Here is a 17,578-nt window from a genome sequence, read left to right on the forward strand (position 1 = left end):
GCCAGGCCACGACCATCATTCGGACGGGATACGCAAGGCGATAAACGTCGGGTTGCCGTCGCGGTGAATCAGGACCGGCACCGTGCGCCCACTACCGGCGGCCTCGATCTGCTCTTCCAGCGCGTCCAGCGAATCCACCGAGTGGCGACCGAACTGCACGATCACGTCGCCCGGACGAATGCCGGAGGAACGCGCCGGGTTGCCGGTCACCTCCGTAACCACGAGCCCGCCGTCGAGACCCAGCTCCTCGGCCTGGGCCGCGTCCAGCGGCTCCAGATGCATCCCGAGCAGGCTTTGCGGCTCGGCACGCTCTCCCTGCTCCGGCTGGGGACCACCGCGCTCCGCCGCGATATCGTCCGGCAGGCGTTCGATCTCGACCATCAGGGTCCTGGTCTCCTCGCCGCGACGGATCTCCACCTCGGCCTCGGTGCCGACCGGTGTGCGTCCCACGATCGGCGGCAGGGCGGAGGAGTTCGGGACCTCGATCCCATTGAACTTGAGGATCACATCCCCCGTCTCGAAGCCGGCCTTCTCGGCCGGGCTGTCCGACTGCACGCGGGCGACCAGGGCGCCGCTGGGCTTGTCCATACCAAACGACTCAGCCAGATCACGCGTCACCTCCTGGATCAGCACGCCCAGCCAGCCTCGCGTGACCTCGCCGTGCTCGCGCAGCTGCTTGACGACATCCTCGACCATCTCGATCGGGACGGCGAACGACAGCCCCATGAAGCCACCGGTGCGGCTGTAGATCTGGGCATTAATCCCCACGACCTTGCCGTCCAGATTCAGCAGCGGGCCACCCGAATTCCCGGGGTTGATCGCGACATCGGTCTGGATGAACGGGACGTAGTTCTCGGTCGGGAGATTGCGCCCCTTGGCGCTGACGATCCCGGCCGTCACGGAGTGGTCAAAGCCAAACGGCGAGCCGATCGCGAGCACCCACTCGCCGACCTTGAGGTCGTCCGAGGAGCCCAGCTCCAGCGTCGGCAGATCATCGGCATCGATCTTCAGCAAAGCCACGTCGCTTTGCGGGTCCTTGCCGACCACTTCGGCATCGAACACACGCCGGTCGGAGAGATGCACGACGACCTCGGAAGCCCCCTCCACGACGTGGTTCGCCGTGATGATGTAACCGTCCTCGGTGTAGATAAAGCCGGACCCCAGCGAGCTGCGCTCGGGCATCCGTCCCTGCCCCCCCTCACCGCCCGGGGGCGAACCGAAGAAGCGTTCGAACAGGTCCTCGAACGGAGAACCCTCGAAATCGGGGTGTCCGCCCGTCTGACCACCCTCGCGCTCACGCGTGGTGGAGATATTGACCACCGCGGGGCTGTGCTCCTCCGCCAGCGGGACAAAGTCCGGCAGCATGCGCGCCGAGGCCGGCAGGGAGAAGGCAAACAGGATCAGCCCCAGCAGGGCCCATTGCATCGGTCGCGTCATGATTGAAGCCGCTCTTGCTCGTGCGTTCATGCTCTAGAAAATTCGTACCGGGACAAGTTCCCGGCGATTGCCTGCATTATTCGATCGGACGCGGACGGCCCTGCGCCCGCACCACCCCCGCATCAGGCTCGCGCCGCAGAAATACCGGCGCCAGATCCGGTGCGCGGTGACGCATCCAGTACCGCACCCCGCCGAGCCCCAGCACAAAACCCGCCGCACCGGCCAGCATCAGCCAGCCCTCGCCCAGCAGCGGCCAGGCCAGCATCAGCAGCCCCGGCACGGCAACCAGGCCCAGCAGGGGCAGCAAGTACATCGCCAGGGCCCCCGAAACCAGAGCCTGATCGCGAATCCCGATGACCACGCGATCGCCGGCACGGAGTTGACCCGGATGGCCGATGGTCACCTCCACAGCCTTTCGCCCCAGCACCTCGGACAGCACACCGCTACCGCAGCCGGTGCGGGCCGAACAGCTTCCGCAGGTGGACTGGCGCTCGATGCGCACGCGCGCGCTGTGCGCCTCGGCCGAGAGCACGACACCCTGTTCCTCGATCCAGTGTCCCACGGGTCTTAGTCGCCCGCGGCGCCCTGGTAATAGACCGCGTCCAGCACCTGCTGGACCGTAACATGGGGCACATCGCCGACCGCCGTGACTTGATGCCCGGCCATCACCCGCGCCGCGGCATGCGTGGCGCCGGCACGGGTCGTACCCTCGAAACTCTTCTCGCCATCCGCCGGCTCGACGTAGACCGACACCGACGCCAGACCATCACTCAGCACGAAGTGGCGCGAGATCTCGTCCCCATTACCCAGCGAGCGCTCCGTGGCGGCGACTGCCTGAAAGCCAGGGGGGAGTTCGCCAAACTTCCAGCCACCCAGGCCGTTGTCGTCGTCCCACTGGGGCTTCTTGTGGCCGCGATCGGCGCGCACCTCGATGTGCTCGGCCTGATCGGTCGTCGGCTCGAGTTCGCTCTCGGCGATCTCGCCGCTCAACTCCAGATCGGTGAAGGCAAGCCGCTCCAGCAGCTTGCCCTTGGGGTCGTACAGCTCGCTCAGGAGCGGCAGGGCGCTGTCCATATGGAGACAGTAGCGATGGCTGTAGCGCAGAGCATCCCGCGCGCGCGCCAGAATCAGGGTGCAGGGATAACCGGCCACGCGGTCCAGGCCCTGGATGTCCAGGGAATAGAGGTCGTGTTCTTGCAGCAGGGAAACGGGCGCACCGGCAGGCCCCAGCGGCGACTGCGCACCATCGCCCGACGCGCCGCGCGCGCCCTTGATAGCGCTCAGTCGGTCCACCGATCGCAGGATCTCGCGTTCGGCGCCCGTCAGGGTCTCCAGACGTTCGCGGTAGCCACCATCCTCGGCGACATGCACCACGCGAATGGTGTCGATGCGGTCATCGCGCTGCAACACGAAGGTGCCCTGGTAACTCTCCGCATGCAGGCTTGTCGTCATGCGCTCGAGCCATTCCGACGGCGAGGCCTCGTCCGCGAGGACCTGTGCCGGAAGGCAGAGCGCGGTTGCGGCCAGAACGAGCGGCAGCCCACGCCACATGACGTATTACTCGTCGCTGACCGAGTAGCGTACGCGTCCCAGGGCCGAGGAGCCCGGACCGGTCAGTTCGGCATGGTTCTCGAGGTAGCGGGCAAACCGCGGATCCAGGGAGTCGCCACCCTCTGTCTGTGCCGAGTCATCGGCACCGGCGCGGGAGCTGGCCGTCTGCACATCACCCGTAGCCGCCGGGGTACCGCTTTCCACGGCCACCGGGGTCGCATCCTGACCGGGTTGATCCCCCAGCATCTGCATGCCAACCAGCGTGACCATCGCCACGGCCGCGGCCACTCCGGTGCCGGCGACGGGCTTCAGCCAGCGCGGCGACTCGCGTCGGGGTACGCCCTGCAGGACGGGTTCGTCCGCCAGGGCCGTGCGGATATCATCCATGAAATGTGCGGGGGCGGTGTTGCGCAGCCCGCCGCGGAGACTGTCGCCGATCACGTGATAGCGTTCCCACTGGTTGCGGTCCTCTTCGGACTTGACCAGTTCGTCGATCAGGCGCCGCGTCTCGAAGTCATCCGTTTCTCCGTCTACGAGGGCGGATAGACGTTCATTCTTGGTGACTTGTTCTTTCATGGTGCTTCTCGTCATTCTTCGTCTAACAAAGGACGCAAGGTCCGGTCGATGGCCTCGCGGGCCCTGAAGATGCGCGACCGTACGGTACCGATCGGACATCCCATCGTCTGCGCGATTTCTTCGTAACTCAGTCCCTCGATTTCGCGCAGCATAATCGCCATGCGAAGGTCGTCGGGCAGTTTCTCGATGGTGCGCTGCACCGCGCCTTCTATCTCCTCGGACAAGAGCTCCCCCTCCGGGGTTGCATTGTCCTTGAGAGCGGAATCACCGCTCATCTGTTCCGCGTCCTGTGCGTCGACTTCGGCCTCCGGCCGCCGCCGTCCCTGGGAAACCAGGTAGTTCTTGGCCGTATTGATGGCGATACGGTAGAGCCAGGTGTAGAACGCACTCTCGCCGCGAAAGTTCGCCAGCCCCCGGTACGCCTTGATAAAGGCCTCCTGGGACACATCCAGGGCTGCAGCCTGATCATGCACATAGCGCCCGACCAGATTGATGATCTTGTGCTGATACTTCAGCACCAGGATGTCGAAAGCCGCCTTGTCGCCGTTTTGTACGCGTTTGACCAGGGCCTCGTCGGAAGCCTTCTCGCTCATGCGGGGGCTCCCGCCAGGGCACCGGTCTCCGGTAATCTATGATGCATGGACCGCCTGACTCGCATTAAGTTCGCTTTCCGCACAACACTGTTGCGAAAGGGCCACGATTTGCTCGGGCAACAAGCGCAGCACGTTACCTGAGCCATGGGAACAGTACAACAACCTCGCCTGGCCGACGTACTGGTCATCGGGAGTGGCGCGGCGGGGCTCTCCGCCACCCTGCATCTGGCCCCCCATCGCCGCGTAACCGTGATCAGCAAGGGCCCGGTGGACGAAGGCTCGACCCGCTATGCCCAGGGCGGCATCTCCGCTGTTCTCGACCGCGCCGACTCGTTCGATGCCCATATCGCCGACACCCTGGATGCGGGGGCCGGCCTGTGCGATCCGGACGCCGTACGCCGCACCGTGGCCGCCGGCCCCGAGGCGATCCAGTGGCTGCTGAACCTCGGCGTGCCGTTCACGCGCGAGGCCCTGGAGGGGCGCAGCCGGCTGCACCTGACGCGCGAGGGGGGGCACAGCGCCCGGCGCGTCGCCCATGCGGCCGATGCGACCGGCCGCGCGATTGAGGACGCCCTCGTGAAGAGCGCCTCCGGGCAGGCCAGCATCGAGGTCTTCGAGCGCCACGTGGCAGTGGACCTGATCACCCAGCCCGTGGATGGCACCCGGCGCGTGATCGGCGCCTATGTGCAGGACGCCAAGACCCGCGAAGTGGAGACCATCCTCGCCCCAACCGTGATCCTGGCGACCGGCGGCGCGAGCAAGGTCTATCTGTACAGCTCCAACCCCGATGGCGCCACCGGCGACGGGATCGCAATGGCCTGGCGGGCCGGCTGCCGCATCGCGAACATGGAGTTCATGCAGTTCCACCCAACCTGCCTGTTCCACCCGCGCGCCAAATCGTTCCTGATCTCCGAGGCGGTACGTGGCGAGGGTGGACTGCTGTTACTCCCCGACGGCGAGCGCTTCATGCCGCGCTTCGACGAGCGCGCGGAACTGGCCCCGCGCGACATCGTCGCGCGCGCGGTCGACCACGAGATGAAACGCCTCGGCCTGGATCACGTGAACCTGGACATCAGTCACAAGCCAGCAGAGTTCATCCGCGAACACTTCCCGACGATCCACGAGCGCTGCCTGGAGTTCGGCTTCGACATGACTCGCGAACCGCTGCCGGTGGTGCCGGCCGCGCACTACACCTGTGGCGGGGTGATGGTGAACCACTTTGGCCAGACCGATCTGCCGGGCCTGTACGCGGCCGGCGAGGTCTCCTACACCGGTCTGCACGGGGCCAACCGCATGGCCAGCAACTCGCTGCTGGAGTGCCTGGTCTACGCCCGCGCCGCCGCCGAGCACATCCTGTCACAGACCGATCTGCCCGCGCCGGAGCAGCTCGCGGTACCACCCGCCTGGGACGAGTCACGGGTCACGGAATCCGAGGAAGAGGTCGTGGTCGCCCACGACTGGGACGAACTGCGCCGCCTGATGTGGGACTACGTCGGCATTGTCCGCACCCGCGAGCGCCTGCACCGCGCCGAGCGCCGCATCCGCATCCTGCAGGAAGAGATCCACGAGTATTACAGCCACTTCCGCATCTCGCCGGACCTGCTCGAGCTGCGCAACCTGGCCATGGTCGCGGAGATCATCGTGACCAGCGCCCTGTCCCGCAAGGAAAGCCGCGGGCTGCACTTTATTCGCGACTACCCCGAGACCGACCCGGCCCTGGACGGCCAGCCGACGATCCTGGCCCCGGACAACGCCCTGCGCCCCGGCGACCGCCGCCGGCCGTAACCTGCTCGCCCGTCATTGCGAGGAGCCTCGCGACGAAGCAAGCGGTATCCGCAAGCCAGCGAACCCCAAAGCGACGTCCAGCTTCGGGCGGTTGCCGCGTCGCCTGCGGCTCCTCGCAATGATGGAGGCAAGCGCTACGGCGCTACCACCACTTCTCGTACTTGAGCTGGGCCTCGGGGATTCCCCACTCGGCCAGCAGCGTGGCCATGTCCTCGATGAACTCGCGCGAACCACAGAAGTAGAACAGGGCGTCGCGCGGCAGGTTCAGGGACTCGAGGAGCTCGTGGCTGATGCGCCCGGTGTGGCCCAGCCAGTCCTCGGCCTCGCGCGTCACGGTCAGCGTTACGTCGATGTTCTCGGCCTTGGCCAGGTGCGCCAGTTCGTCGGGGAACAGCATCTCGTCCTGGTGGGCGACGCTGTAGACAAGATGGGCGTAGACGTCCGGCATGCCGTCATTGACCGCGCGCAGGATGCTGAACAGCGGCGTGACCCCAATCCCCGCGCCCAGCAGCACGACGTTCCGTGCCATACCCGGCTCGAAGAAGAAGCTGCCCTGGCCGGGGGTGATATAGACCGTATCCCCCTCGCGCGCGGTGGTGTGCAGGTAATGCGTGGCGTGATGGTGATCGGCATACTTGATCGCGAGCTGCAGCCGCCCGTCATCACGCGGCGCGGAGACCACCGAATACCCCCCGACAAAGGGCTTGCCAGCGGGCTGCGGGATCACCAGGTCCAGCCACTGCCCGGCCTTGCTGGAAAAGCGCGCCGGGTCAGCCGACAGGGTAAAGACCTTGATCAGCGGTGTGACCTGTTCGATGACCTCGATCCGGGCCGGCATAAAGTGTTCGGGCAGTTCAACAGCGTGTGTCATTCGAGGTCCGTGTTGGTGTCGCGTTCACGCCGCCGGGCCTCCTGGTAAAGGGCCTCCTGGGCGTCGAAATCCATTTGTTCAAGGGCCTGCCCATGCGCGCGGGCCAGGGCCTCCATGGTACGAAAGCGCGCCTCGAACTTGCGCGTGGTCCCGCGCAGCGCGCCCTCCGGTTCCACCCCCAGGTGGCGCGCCCAGTTGGTCACGGCAAACAGCAGATCGCCGATCTCCTCGGCCACGCGCTCGGGATCGGCGTCGCCGGCCAACTCCTCGCGGACCTCGTCCAGTTCCTCGTGGATCTTCTCCAGCACCGGGGCCGGGTCGTCCCAGTCGAAGCCCAGCCGGGCCGCGCGGCGCTGGGTCTTGGCGGCACGGGCCAGGGCCGGCATCGCCAGCGGGATATCGTCCATCGCACTGTGGTGGTCGCGCGCGGCGCGCTCCTCGGCCTTGGCCGACTCCCAGGCCGCCTCGCGGGCGGCATCATCCGAGTATTCGGCATCGGCGAATACATGCGGGTGGCGCCGCACCAGCTTGTCGCCGATCGCACGGGCGATGTCATCGAGGTCAAAGCGCCCCGCCTCCTCCGCGATCCGTGCCTGAAAGACCACCTGAAAGAGAAGATCGCCCAGTTCGTCGCGCAGCTCGCGACTGGCCGCCTCGCGGCCATCGTCGCGAGCGATCGCGTCGGCCAGCTCGAAGGCCTCCTCGAGTGTGTGGGGCACGATGGTCTGGGCCGTCTGCGCCCGGTCCCAGGCACAGCCCTGCTCGGGATCACGCAGGCGCGCCATGATCGCGCGCAGGCGCTCCACGGGGTTGGTATTCCTCATGAGGGTGGAGTCTAAGGGGTCCGGTGGGCAGGCAAAACCGCCCACCACACCCCGATGCCAGTGTCAGGGCCGTGCAATCGGCCCCGCCACCCTCGGTCAGCCCTGCTGATCCGGCTCGCAGAGGCGCTTTTTCTCGTCCGGCAGGTTGTCCGGACAGATCCCGCAGCCCTCGTTGCCGGGCAGCGCCCAGTCGATCTTCTTCGGATACGGCAGGTCCATCTCCTCCATGATCTTGATGAACTCGGCCTCGGGCTTGTTCTTGCCCAGGCGCGGGTTGCGCATCTTCTCCTGCCCGATGGTGGTGATCTGACGCTCCTCGTAGTCGTGGCACGGATACACCAGCGTCTCGTCTGGCAGGGTAAAGAACTTGTCGTGGATCGACCGGTACAGGGTCTTGGCGTCACCCGACTGAAAATCGGTGCGGCCGCAGGCCTCGATCAGCAAAGCATCACCCGAGAACAGCATCTTCAGGCCGACGTGATCCATCAGATAGGCGTGATGGGTATCGGTATGCCCTGGCGTAAACAGCGGGTTAATCACCAGATTCCCCACCTGGAAGGGCTCGCCCTCGCGCAGGTCGACGTCACGGCAGGGCAGCTCGTCCAGCGCCGGGCCGGCCAGCTGGCAGCCCGTCCGCTCGCGCAGCATCTTGCCGCCGGTGATGTGGTCGGCGTGGATGTGCGTCTCGATCGCGTAGTCGAGGCTCAGCCCCATCTCCTGCAACACACGCAGGTCGCGGTCCACGGTCTCGATGACCGGATCGATCAGCGCGGTCTTGCCCGTATCCGGGCAGCTCAGCAGATAGGTGTAGGTGGACGATTCATCCTCGAACAGCTGCTTGAAAATCATGCGGTGTCCTCCGTGGCCACAAGGGCCGGTCCATTGGGGTACATGGCTCGATGCTAACCGGCGGCCGGTTCACGCACCAACCGGGCACATGCGGCGTGCGCCATTGTTCCGATTCGGAACCTCACGGCGACCACGAGTTCCCGCGCCCGGCCCGCCCCGCCCTTCTGTCGTGACACGCCACTGGCTATCATGCGGCCTCTGCCGACATACACATCGACATCAAGGACTCACCATGGAAGCCAATCAAGTGGCCGAACTCATCCGCGCCGGCCTGCCGGAGGCCGAGAAGGTCGAAGTGACCGGGGGCGAGGGCAAGTTCGAGGCCCTGGTCGTCAGCCCGCAGTTCGCCGGGATGAACAAGGTCAAGAAGCACCAGACCGTCTACGCGACGGTGCGCGACCAGATCGACTCCGGCGAGGTCCATGCGCTGTCCATCCGCGCCCTGACGCCGGAAGAAGCCGCGGGCGCCTAGCACGCAATGCTCTCGCCCAAGGGCCGCGAGGAGATTGAACGCCTGCTGGAGGGCGGCCTGGTTCACGACTGGGGCGAGGCCGAGACGACCCTGCGTAATGTAACGCGCATGCTGCTGACCACGCGCCCGGACCTGCTCCGGCTGTATTTCAGCCCCGCGGCGTGGGAACAAATCACCGCCTGGCCGCAGAAAAAGGCCGCCAACGCAATCATCGCCGCATTGCGCACCGGCGTGGTCGACGCCCTCGGGCGACCGGCCATCGCCAACCGCGAGCAGGCCCGCTTCTACCTCCTGTGCTTTCAGGACGACCTTGCCGAACGGGTGGATGCCTGGTGCCGCGAGCACCCGGAGGAATGCCCGCGCCGCAGCCGCGCCCACACCCAGGCCCTGCCCGGCAACTCTGACCCATGAGCCCAAGCGTTCTTGAATGCGGCGATCCCGCCATCGAGACCCCGCTGCGGGAGCTGCTCGAACGCTACGGGCTGGAACTGGTGATGCATCCGCCCGGTGCCACGCTGCCCGGGACCTGGTGGGGCGAGCCCGAGGCCGGGATCATCGGGCTGGCCGTGCATGTGCGCCCGGACACCCCGCTGCACTCGGCTCTGCACGAGGCCGCACACCTGATCTGCATGGAACCCGAGCGCCGCGCGACTCTGCACACCAATGCCGGCGGCGATGATCTGGAGGAATGCGGGGTGTGCTATCTGCAGATCCTGCTCGCCGATGCCCTGCCCGGAGTGGGTCGCGAGCGCCTGATGCGGGACATGGACGCCTGGGGCTACAGCTTCCGCCTGGGATCGACCGCACGCTGGTTTGACGAGGACGCCGACGATGCGCGGGCCTTCCTGCGTGCCGAAGGCCTGGTCGACTCGCACGAACGCCCCTCCTTCGCCTGTCGCGGGGGCCTTGAACCAGCACGGGATGCTACACTGAGATCCACGTCACAAGACGCGACTCCCCCGCAAAATACCCGGCAAGATCCACTGCGGTGATTGCGCGGCCGGGCACAGCGACCCGGGGAGACACGAACCCACTGGCGCCCCGCCCGGACCAGGGAATGATCGAAACACAGGCAACGGAATCGCTCATGGACACGACGACCATCGACAGTCTGCTCCAGGAAATGGACCTCACCGCGCACCTGTCGGAGTCCGCCCGTGCGGAACTGGCCCAGGCATGCGCCAGCCCGGAGCTGCCCGCCGGCAAGCGCCTGCGTCCGCAGGACGTCGCGGACCGGCACCTGTTCCTGCTGAGCGGGCAACTGGTACGCGTCAGCGGCGGCACCCCTTCGCGCATCACCATGGGCGATGGCGACGGCGAGCCGCCGCTGCAGATGTTCGACGGCGGGGCCGGCCAGCACGATTTCATCATCACCGAAAAGGCCTGCCGCATGCTGGAGGTGCCCACAGGGGCGCTGGAGCAGGCCCACAGTGCCTCGCTGGTGATGCACGACACCGAGCTGGATGATACGGAAGGTGCCTTTTTCGGCGAGCTGTACGACCTGATCACCAGCAATCGTCTGGAGCTGCCAACCATGCCCGAGGTCGCCCTGCGCATCCAGGAGCTGACCAAGGATCCAGACGCGGACATCGACAAGCTGACCGATGTCATTCAGCGCGACGGGACCATCGCCGGGGCCCTGTTGCACGCCACGAACAGCCCCCTGTTCCGCGGCGCGCAACAGATCCAGTCGGTACGTGACGCGGTGACGCGTCTGGGCTTTCGCAATACCCGCATGCTGGCCATGAACATGGCCATGCGGCAGGCCTTCAAGGCGCGCCACGCCACCACGCGCGAAGCCATGGAGGCGGTCTGGCAACACGGGGTACTGCAATCGGCCTATGCCTATCTGGTGGCCGACTCCCTGAAGCTGCTGGACCGTGAGCGCGCGTTGCTCGCCGGCCTGGTGGCCGGCATCGGGGCCGTCCCGATCATCCAGTTCATCGAGGTCCGCGAGGATCACCCGGAGCCCGAGCGTGTCGCCCGTCTGGTTCGCCGCCTGCGCAATCTGGCCGGCGTGCTGGTTATCAACTACTGGGACCTGGGCGGAGACCTGGTCAACGTCGCAGAACACAGCAGCGACTGGAGCTACCGGCCGGCGGAGCCCGACTATGCCAGTATCGCGCTGGTCGCCCAGTACGCCGCGCTGCAGGCCGAGGGCAAAGAACTGCCGCCCCCGTCCGAGGTCAAGGCTTTCGAACTCCTGGGCATCGATGCCCCCGCCCCCGGGGAACCGATCGCATTCCTGGAGGCCCGATCCGCCGACCTGGCGGAATTGCAAAAACTCTTTGATATGTAGAGGCGCTGGTGCTCGAGGAACGTCTTCCACAACTGGTCCCGTTCGCCGACCTCGGCGAGCGCGCGCACCACAAACTCCTCCAGCACGCCAGCACCCTGGATATCAAGCCCGGTCTGAAACTGCATGCGCGTGACGAATGGCGCCATCTGATCTTTCTACTTGAAGGCCGGGTAATCCTGTCTGACGACGGCCAGTCGGTCATCCTCAAGGGCGGCAGCCCGGAATCCCTGAACCCGCTGTTCAATGAACGCGACTACCACAGCCACGCGATCGCGGCGAGTAGCGGGCGTATCGCCCTGTTCGACCGAAAGGTTTACGAGAACCTGATCGACGGTGCACGCGAAGGCGTGGAAGTCAGCGAGATCGAGCTGTCCGACCTCGAAGGGGAGCTGTTCACCGGCATCTACACCCGCGCCTTCTCCGGCGAACTGCAACTGCCGCAGTTGCCGGAAGTGGCGCTGCACCTGCAGGCGGCGCTGAAAGACCCGGACGTCGATATCGAGCGGGTCACCCGCATCATCGAGGAAGACCCCAGTGTCGCCGCGCGCCTGCTGTCGGTGGCCAACAGCCCGGCAATGGGGAGTCAGCGCGAGGTCTCGCGGCTGGCCGATGCGGTCTCCCGCCTCGGCCTGGAACGGACCCGCCAACTGGTGATGGCGCTCGCCGCGCACCAGGTCTTCATCCAGCGCGGCAGCCCTTACCACGGCCTGCTGGAACGCCTGTGGCGCCGTTCGGCCCGAATCGCGGCCATCAGCTGCGTGCTGGCTGACCAGAGCGAGGCAGTCGATCCCCAAAAGGCCCTGCTGGCCGGCCTGCTGCATCGCGTCGGCGCATTGCCCATCATCGGCGAGGTCGCCCGCAGCCACCCCGACCGCAGTGCCGAGGACATCGAACGCATCCTCTATCGCCTGGAAGGCCTGATCGGCGAACTGGTTGCCCAACAATGGGGTCTGGCATCCGATATCATGGAGGCCATTCGCGAATCCGGCGGTCCGGAAACGGCCACGGCAGCACCGCTGACGGACATCGTGCGCATCGCTCGCAGCGCCTGCACGCGCGACGGCGACGATGCCCTGGTGGACCGCACGCCACTCGCCGAGTTAAACGCCGTGACCCGATTCGGCTTCGTGCTCGACAACGACGGGCAGCTGCCTGCAATCGACACGGCCCGCCGCGAAATCGATGCGCTGATCCGCGAGGTCGCCTGACCCCGATCGCGCTGCTATCGCCCCGGCACTGGCGGGGCGACCGCAACCCACTCAGGGAAGACATATGGATACTCGAACCCGCCCCCAACCTGGCGAAAAACAACGCGCCGCCGACAAGGTCGCGCGCATCCCGGTCAAGATCCGCCCGACCGAGCAGCCGCAGCGCAAACCGAAGTGGATCCGTGCCCAGAGCCAGGCCCGGCCCGAGGTGCAGCGCATCAAGCGCATCCTGCGCGACCAGAAGCTACACACCGTCTGCGAAGAGGCGAGCTGCCCGAACCTCGGCGAATGCTTCGCCCACGGCACCGCCACCTTCATGATCATGGGTGACATCTGCACCCGCCGCTGCCCGTTCTGCGACGTCGCGCATGGCCGCCCCGAGGCCCTGGACCCGGACGAGCCTCGCCACCTGGCGGAGACCATCCAGGCGCTGGGCCTGAAGTACGTGGTCATCACCTCGGTGGATCGCGACGACCTGCGTGACGGTGGCGCCGGCCACTTCGTGGACTGCATCCGCGAGGTCCGCACCCTGAATCCGACCACGAAGATCGAGATCCTGGTGCCCGACTTCCGCGGCCGCATGGACCGGGCGCTGGAGATCATGCACCAGGCCCCGCCGGACGTCTTCAACCACAACCTCGAGACGATCCCGCGGCTTTACCGCGAGGCGCGTCCCGGCGCCGACTATCAGTGGTCACTGGAACTACTGAAGCGCTTCCGCGAACAGCACCCCGGGGTGCCGACCAAGTCCGGCCTGATGCTCGGGCTGGGCGAGACCCGCGAGGAACTGCTGGAGGTCCTGGCGGACCTTCGTGAACACGGCTGCGACATGCTGACCCTGGGCCAGTACCTGCAGCCCTCGCGCCACCACCTGCCGGTCACGCGTTTCCTGGCCCCGGAGGAGTTCGACGATCTTGGCGAAGCCGCGCGCGAAATGGGCTTCAAGCAGGTGGCCAGCGGGCCCATGGTCCGCTCGTCCTACCACGCCGACCTCCAGGCCCAGGGCCTCGAAACCGCCTGACCCGCCCTGCCGTACTCTGCCACTGGGGCGTCGTCCCACGTCCTGAGAGTTAGGCCTGATTCGGCATCCGGTGTTTGCGGTGGCTTCGTCCGGCCGCCTGCCAAGCGCTGTCTCGGCAGCGCGCCCCGAGTTACTTCTTTGCTCGTGCAAAGAAGTAACCAAGAAACACGCCCGACTGCCGCGACCCCGGCCCGCTATGCGGGCCGGGGTTTCCCTCGCTCCGAGGGTTTTCGCGGGCGGCGCTGAAACTCGCTACGCCTTCGGCTCCGCTCAGACAGTCAGCGCCTCTCTTCCCGCGAAAACCCTCTCCACTCGGCGCGACGACAACGGGGGTGAAGGTCCAAACAACGGCTGTCCCAGCGACGTAGCACATGGATGGAGGCTGGATCTTCCGACATTTTAGGCACGCTCGGCCTTCGGCCATGGCGTGCCGCGCCCGCGAGCGGGCGCCAAGGGGTGGGTAGGATGCCGATGAGCGTAGCGAATCGCATCAGGGTTGCCCCGACGTCGGAACGGTGCGTTTCGCTGCGCTCAACCGCACCCTACGGCGTTGGAGTTGGCTGCAGGCATGGGGATACTTTTGTTTTGACCTTCATCCCCCCCGTATGAAGCCCCTTGCGGAAGGGTCCTCGGGACGGACGATTCAAAATAGAAACGGGGGCGCTGACTGTCTGAGCGGAGCCAAAGGCGCAGCGAGTTTCAGCGCCGCCGGCCCGAGGACCCTGGAGCAAGGTCCCCGGGCGGAATCCGGGTGCGCCTCGACGGGTACTTTCTTGGGCAAGCAAGAAAGCCAGTTGTTGATCAACAACGGGCGCGGCGCGCTGGCGAGACAGCGCAGGCAGGCAGTCGGCCGAAGCCACCGTAAACTCCAGAGGACGAACCAGGCCCAGCCTCAGGACGTGGGACAACGCCCCAGCGCCAGAATACGGACGAGCTCAGGCGGCAAAGAGGGTTCATGCCGGATGCTCGCCACCTCGGCGGGAAACAACTGCGCGGTCAGGTGGGCGAGCAGCTGCTCGCGGACGCGGGTGGCATCCAACGAGCCGAGAAGATGCTGCATGGAGGTCGCAGCGAGGCCTGAATAGCCGCAAGGGTTCATGCGCTGAAACGGCGCCAGGTCTGGGGCGATGTTCAGCGCCAGCCCGTGGATGCTGCGCCCGTGCCGGATGCGCAGACCCAGCGCCGCAATCTTGGCCCCGTCGACATACACCCCCGGCGCCTTCTCCCGCCGCTGCGCGCGGATGCCCCATTGCGCGAGCGTATCCATCACCGCCTGCTCCAGGCCCTCGACCAGGCGCCGAACCCCGATGCCCAGGCGCGGCAGATCCACCAGCGTGTAGACGACCAACTGCCCGGGGCCGTGCCAGGTCACCTGCCCGCCGCGATCGATCGCCACAACCGGCGTCGCACCGGGATCCAGAAGATGCTCGGCGCGGCCATTACGTCCCTGGGTAAAAACAGGGGGATGTTCGACGCACCAGAACTCGTCTGCCCGGGCCGCATTCCGCTCCCGGGCCTGAAGCTGCATGGCCTGCCAGACAGGCACATAGGGCTGTGTACCCAGAAAACGGACCGCGGGCCCGGGTACGATCGGGGCAATCACAGGATCATGCGGACCCGGTCGCAGCGTCCCAGGGCCCGGTAGAGGTCGTCGAGCTGGGCCTGACTGGTCGCGGTGAAGGTGATGGTAATGCCGACGAAGCGCCCGCCGCTGGACGCGCGCTGCTGGATCACGGCATCGTCCGGGTCCGGCACATGCTCGGCCACGCAAGCCTCCACGGCCTCCAGGAGTTCCGGGTGCGAGTCCCCCATGACCTTGATCGGAAAACGACAGGGAAACTCGATCAGACTTTCGCGTTCGTCTGTCATGCGCACCCCTCGACCGCCGTCCGGGACGGGTGAGTGTCGCACTTTGCCTGCTGATACGCGGCATGAATGGCCTTCCAGGCCGGCCCCGGGACCCCGGCTCCGACCGGATGGCCGTCGAGCCGACAAACCGGCAGGGCCTCCTTGGTGGAACTGGTCAGCCAGATCTCGTCGGCCGCACGCAACTCGGACTCGGACAGATCGCGCTCCACGACATCGAGACCACACTGAGCAGCCAGGCGCAGGACCAGGTCCCTTGTTACCCCCGGGAGCAGCGATGCTGCCAGCGGTGGTGTCACCAGCGTGCCGTCCACCAGAGCGAACACATTGCTGGCCGCACCCTCCGTCACCTGTCCGTCCCGCAGCAGGATGGCCTCGACCGCATCCTGTTCACGCGCCTCCTGACGCGCGAGCACGTTGGCCAGCAACGTAGTGGCCTTGATGTCGCAGCGCGACCAGCGCGTATCGGGCCCCGTCACTGCCGCGACCCCGGCCTGGCGGGTCGTGTCCGGCAGGGGCGCGATCGGATTCGCCATCGCAAAGACCGTGGGCGGTCCGACGGCGGGAAAGGCGTGGTCGCGCGGGGCAACCCCGCGCGTGACCTGCAGGTACAGGCCGAGATCGATGGGCTCATCCCCCTCGTTGCGCCGGACGAGCTCTTCCAGCATAGCCCGCCACTGGTCGAGCGACAGCGGCGATTCGAGGCGGATGGCGTCCAGCGAGCGCTGCAGTCGCTCCAGGTGTTCCGTCAGCAGAAACAACTGGCCGGCGTAGCTGGGAATCACCTCGTAGACCGAGTCCCCGAACAGAAACCCGCGATCCAGCGGGGAGATCCGCACGGATTCGAGCGGCATGAACTCACCATTGAAATACGCAACGCTCACACTCGCTCCGAATCAGAACGGCCAGACCGAGCGCAACGACAGGGCAGCACCATCCCACAGGCGCCGCATCAGTCCGCCCTCCTCCACCTCTTCAAGGGCGACGACCGGCTGCTGCCCGATCAACTCGCCATTCAGGCGAGCCTGCACCTCGCCCACCGCGGCCCCTGCGGCCAGGGGCGCTTCCAGCGGCTGGTTCAGCTCCATTGTGGCCTCGATGTTGTCACCACGACCCGGGGGCACGATCACCCAGAAGTCCTCGGCAAGCCCGACGGACACCTCGCTATCCGCACCACGATAGACGCGCGGGCTGCCCAGTTGCGTACCGGCCTCGAACAGGCGCTGCGGCTCGGTAAAGCGCATGCCCCAGTTGACCAGGGCCTGAGACTCGTTAGCCCGGCGCGTGCCGCCCTCCTGGTGATTGGAGGCCTCGATCCCCAGCACCACGGCGATCAGCCGGCGGTCGCTGCGCTTCGCCGACGAGACCAGGTTGTATCCCGCCGATGAGGTCCAGCCGGTCTTCAGGCCATCGAAACCGGCGTCACGCCACAGGAGCATGTTCCGATTGCTCTGCGAGATATCGTTGAACTCGAACGAGCGCTCGCTGTAATAGCCGTAAAGGTCGGGGAACTCCCGAATCAGCGCCCGCGCCAGCAGCGCCATATCCTGAGCGGAGGTCGACTGCGGCTCGTCGGACGGCAGCCCGTGCGAGTTGGTGAAATACGAGTTCATCATCCCGAGTTCACGCGCCTGGCTGTTCATCATGTCGACGAACGCCCCTTCGGAACCGGCCACGGCCTCGGCCAGCGCGGTGGAGGCATCGTTCCCGGACTGGATGATCATCCCGCGCAGCAGGTCCTCGACCTTCACCTCGTCGCCAACCTCGATGAACATGCGCGACGCGCCCCGCATGCCCGTGCGCCAGGCCCGCTCGCTGATCGTGACCGTATCCTCGAGCCCCAGCCGCCCGTCGCGGATTTCGCCAAACACGACGTAGGCCGTCATCAACTTGGTCAGGCTGGCCGGCTCGCGGTCAACATCCGCCTCGCGCGAGGCCAGCATCAGACCGGAATCGAAGTCCATCAACGCATAGCTTTTCGCCGTCACGTCAGAGGGCGGGCTGGGGATCCCGCTCGGCATCGCCCCACCACTGCCCGGAACCGGCAGGGGTTCGTCCGCCATCGCCGGCATGGCGGCAACGCACACCGCCAGGGAGAGGGTCATCAGGGCGCGGCGGGCGACAGAATGAAGCGGGGGGATCATGGTGATTCGAGGCCTCCTGTAGAGATGGCTAACGATAGCAGACCGGGCCCGCGCACATGAATGCAAACGGGCCCGTCGGACC

The 17,578-nt window shown here is 66.5% G+C and carries 19 protein-coding genes; 7 read left to right on the forward strand and 12 right to left on the reverse strand.

Translation table 11 applies throughout. From position 1 onward, the window contains the following. Positions 1-15: 15 nt before the first annotated feature. The 5 genes from F813_RS0104335 to rpoE all read right to left on the reverse strand — a co-directional run bounded on the left by F813_RS0104335 (position 16) and on the right by rpoE (position 4,157). Positions 16-1,425: a DegQ family serine endoprotease gene (locus F813_RS0104335; RefSeq protein ID WP_017925698.1), complete on the reverse strand. Its 1,410-nt coding sequence runs from the start codon at positions 1,423-1,425 to the stop codon at positions 16-18. 88 nt (positions 1,426-1,513) lie between these two features. Beyond that, complete coding sequence (locus tag F813_RS0104340; protein WP_017925699.1) at positions 1,514-1,999, reverse strand: SoxR reducing system RseC family protein; 486 nt, start codon at positions 1,997-1,999, stop codon at positions 1,514-1,516. Positions 2,000-2,004: 5 nt separating this feature from the next. Further along, a complete protein-coding gene (locus F813_RS0104345; RefSeq protein ID WP_012983320.1) occupies positions 2,005-2,988 on the reverse strand; it encodes a MucB/RseB C-terminal domain-containing protein in 984 nt (327 codons plus the stop codon). Between the two features lie 6 nt (positions 2,989-2,994). Continuing rightward, the gene (locus tag F813_RS0104350) at positions 2,995-3,564 is read right to left on the reverse strand and encodes a sigma-E factor negative regulatory protein (RefSeq protein WP_017925700.1); all 570 of its coding nucleotides are present in this window, start codon (positions 3,562-3,564) and stop codon (positions 2,995-2,997) included. Positions 3,565-3,575: 11 nt separating this feature from the next. Further along, a complete protein-coding gene (gene rpoE, locus F813_RS0104355) occupies positions 3,576-4,157 on the reverse strand; it encodes an RNA polymerase sigma factor RpoE (protein WP_012983322.1) in 582 nt (193 codons plus the stop codon). Between the two features lie 144 nt (positions 4,158-4,301). On the opposite strand from rpoE, the gene nadB reads away from it, so the two are divergent. Further along, complete coding sequence (gene nadB / locus F813_RS0104360; protein WP_017925701.1) at positions 4,302-5,942, forward strand: L-aspartate oxidase; 1,641 nt, start codon at positions 4,302-4,304, stop codon at positions 5,940-5,942. 142 nt (positions 5,943-6,084) lie between these two features. Here the strand turns inward: nadB and F813_RS0104365 are convergent, their stop codons facing one another. From F813_RS0104365 to F813_RS0104375, 3 genes are all read right to left on the reverse strand, one after another. Next, positions 6,085-6,813, reverse strand: a complete 729-nt coding sequence (locus F813_RS0104365; RefSeq protein WP_012983324.1) for a ferredoxin--NADP reductase — start codon at positions 6,811-6,813, stop codon at positions 6,085-6,087. Then, positions 6,810-7,637, reverse strand: coding sequence for a nucleoside triphosphate pyrophosphohydrolase (mazG, locus tag F813_RS0104370; RefSeq protein ID WP_012983325.1), 828 nt, complete (start codon positions 7,635-7,637; stop codon positions 6,810-6,812). The genes F813_RS0104365 and mazG overlap by 4 nt, the downstream gene beginning before the upstream one ends. A gap of 96 nt (positions 7,638-7,733) precedes the next feature. Continuing rightward, positions 7,734-8,486, reverse strand: a complete 753-nt coding sequence (locus tag F813_RS0104375; protein ID WP_012983326.1) for an MBL fold metallo-hydrolase — start codon at positions 8,484-8,486, stop codon at positions 7,734-7,736. A 232-nt stretch (positions 8,487-8,718) separates the two neighbouring features. Between F813_RS0104375 and F813_RS0104380 the strand changes: the two genes are divergently transcribed. The 6 genes from F813_RS0104380 to lipA all read left to right on the forward strand — a co-directional run bounded on the left by F813_RS0104380 (position 8,719) and on the right by lipA (position 13,486). After that, positions 8,719-8,958, forward strand: a complete 240-nt coding sequence (locus F813_RS0104380) for a BolA family protein (protein WP_017925704.1) — start codon at positions 8,719-8,721, stop codon at positions 8,956-8,958. Positions 8,959-8,964: 6 nt separating this feature from the next. Then, a complete protein-coding gene (locus tag F813_RS0104385) occupies positions 8,965-9,369 on the forward strand; it encodes a hypothetical protein (protein ID WP_017925705.1) in 405 nt (134 codons plus the stop codon). Continuing rightward, on the forward strand, positions 9,366-9,950 hold the full coding sequence (locus F813_RS0104390; protein ID WP_017925706.1) for a hypothetical protein: 585 nt from the start codon (positions 9,366-9,368) through the stop codon (positions 9,948-9,950). Before F813_RS0104385 ends, F813_RS0104390 begins: the two co-directional genes overlap by 4 nt. A gap of 95 nt (positions 9,951-10,045) precedes the next feature. Further along, positions 10,046-11,257: an HDOD domain-containing protein gene (locus F813_RS0104395; protein ID WP_026148140.1), complete on the forward strand. Its 1,212-nt coding sequence runs from the start codon at positions 10,046-10,048 to the stop codon at positions 11,255-11,257. A gap of 8 nt (positions 11,258-11,265) precedes the next feature. Continuing rightward, positions 11,266-12,465 carry an HDOD domain-containing protein gene (locus F813_RS0104400; RefSeq protein WP_017925708.1) on the forward strand — a complete coding sequence of 400 codons (1,200 nt, stop codon included), beginning with the start codon at positions 11,266-11,268 and terminating at the stop codon, positions 12,463-12,465. A 64-nt stretch (positions 12,466-12,529) separates the two neighbouring features. Then, positions 12,530-13,486, forward strand: a complete 957-nt coding sequence (lipA, locus tag F813_RS0104405) for a lipoyl synthase (RefSeq protein WP_012983332.1) — start codon at positions 12,530-12,532, stop codon at positions 13,484-13,486. An 892-nt stretch (positions 13,487-14,378) separates the two neighbouring features. On the opposite strand, the gene lipB is transcribed toward lipA, so the two are convergent. From lipB to F813_RS0104425, 4 genes are read right to left on the reverse strand one after another with little or no spacing between them, the layout of a single operon-like run. Beyond that, a complete protein-coding gene (gene lipB, locus F813_RS0104410; RefSeq protein ID WP_017925709.1) occupies positions 14,379-15,089 on the reverse strand; it encodes a lipoyl(octanoyl) transferase LipB in 711 nt (236 codons plus the stop codon). Then, a complete protein-coding gene (locus F813_RS0104415; protein ID WP_017925710.1) occupies positions 15,086-15,355 on the reverse strand; it encodes a YbeD family protein in 270 nt (89 codons plus the stop codon). The genes lipB and F813_RS0104415 overlap by 4 nt, the downstream gene beginning before the upstream one ends. Continuing rightward, positions 15,352-16,236, reverse strand: a complete 885-nt coding sequence (locus F813_RS0104420; protein WP_017925711.1) for a D-amino acid aminotransferase — start codon at positions 16,234-16,236, stop codon at positions 15,352-15,354. Before F813_RS0104420 ends, F813_RS0104415 begins: the two co-directional genes overlap by 4 nt. Positions 16,237-16,248: 12 nt before the next feature. Beyond that, positions 16,249-17,496 (reverse strand): D-alanyl-D-alanine carboxypeptidase family protein, encoded by a 1,248-nt coding sequence (locus tag F813_RS0104425; RefSeq protein ID WP_017925712.1) that lies wholly within the window; start codon positions 17,494-17,496, stop codon positions 16,249-16,251. Positions 17,497-17,578: the final 82 nt, after the last annotated feature.

It is taken from the genome of Thioalkalivibrio sp. HL-Eb18 (assembly GCF_000364985.1).
In the GTDB taxonomy this organism is placed as follows: domain Bacteria; phylum Pseudomonadota; class Gammaproteobacteria; order Ectothiorhodospirales; family Ectothiorhodospiraceae; genus Thioalkalivibrio.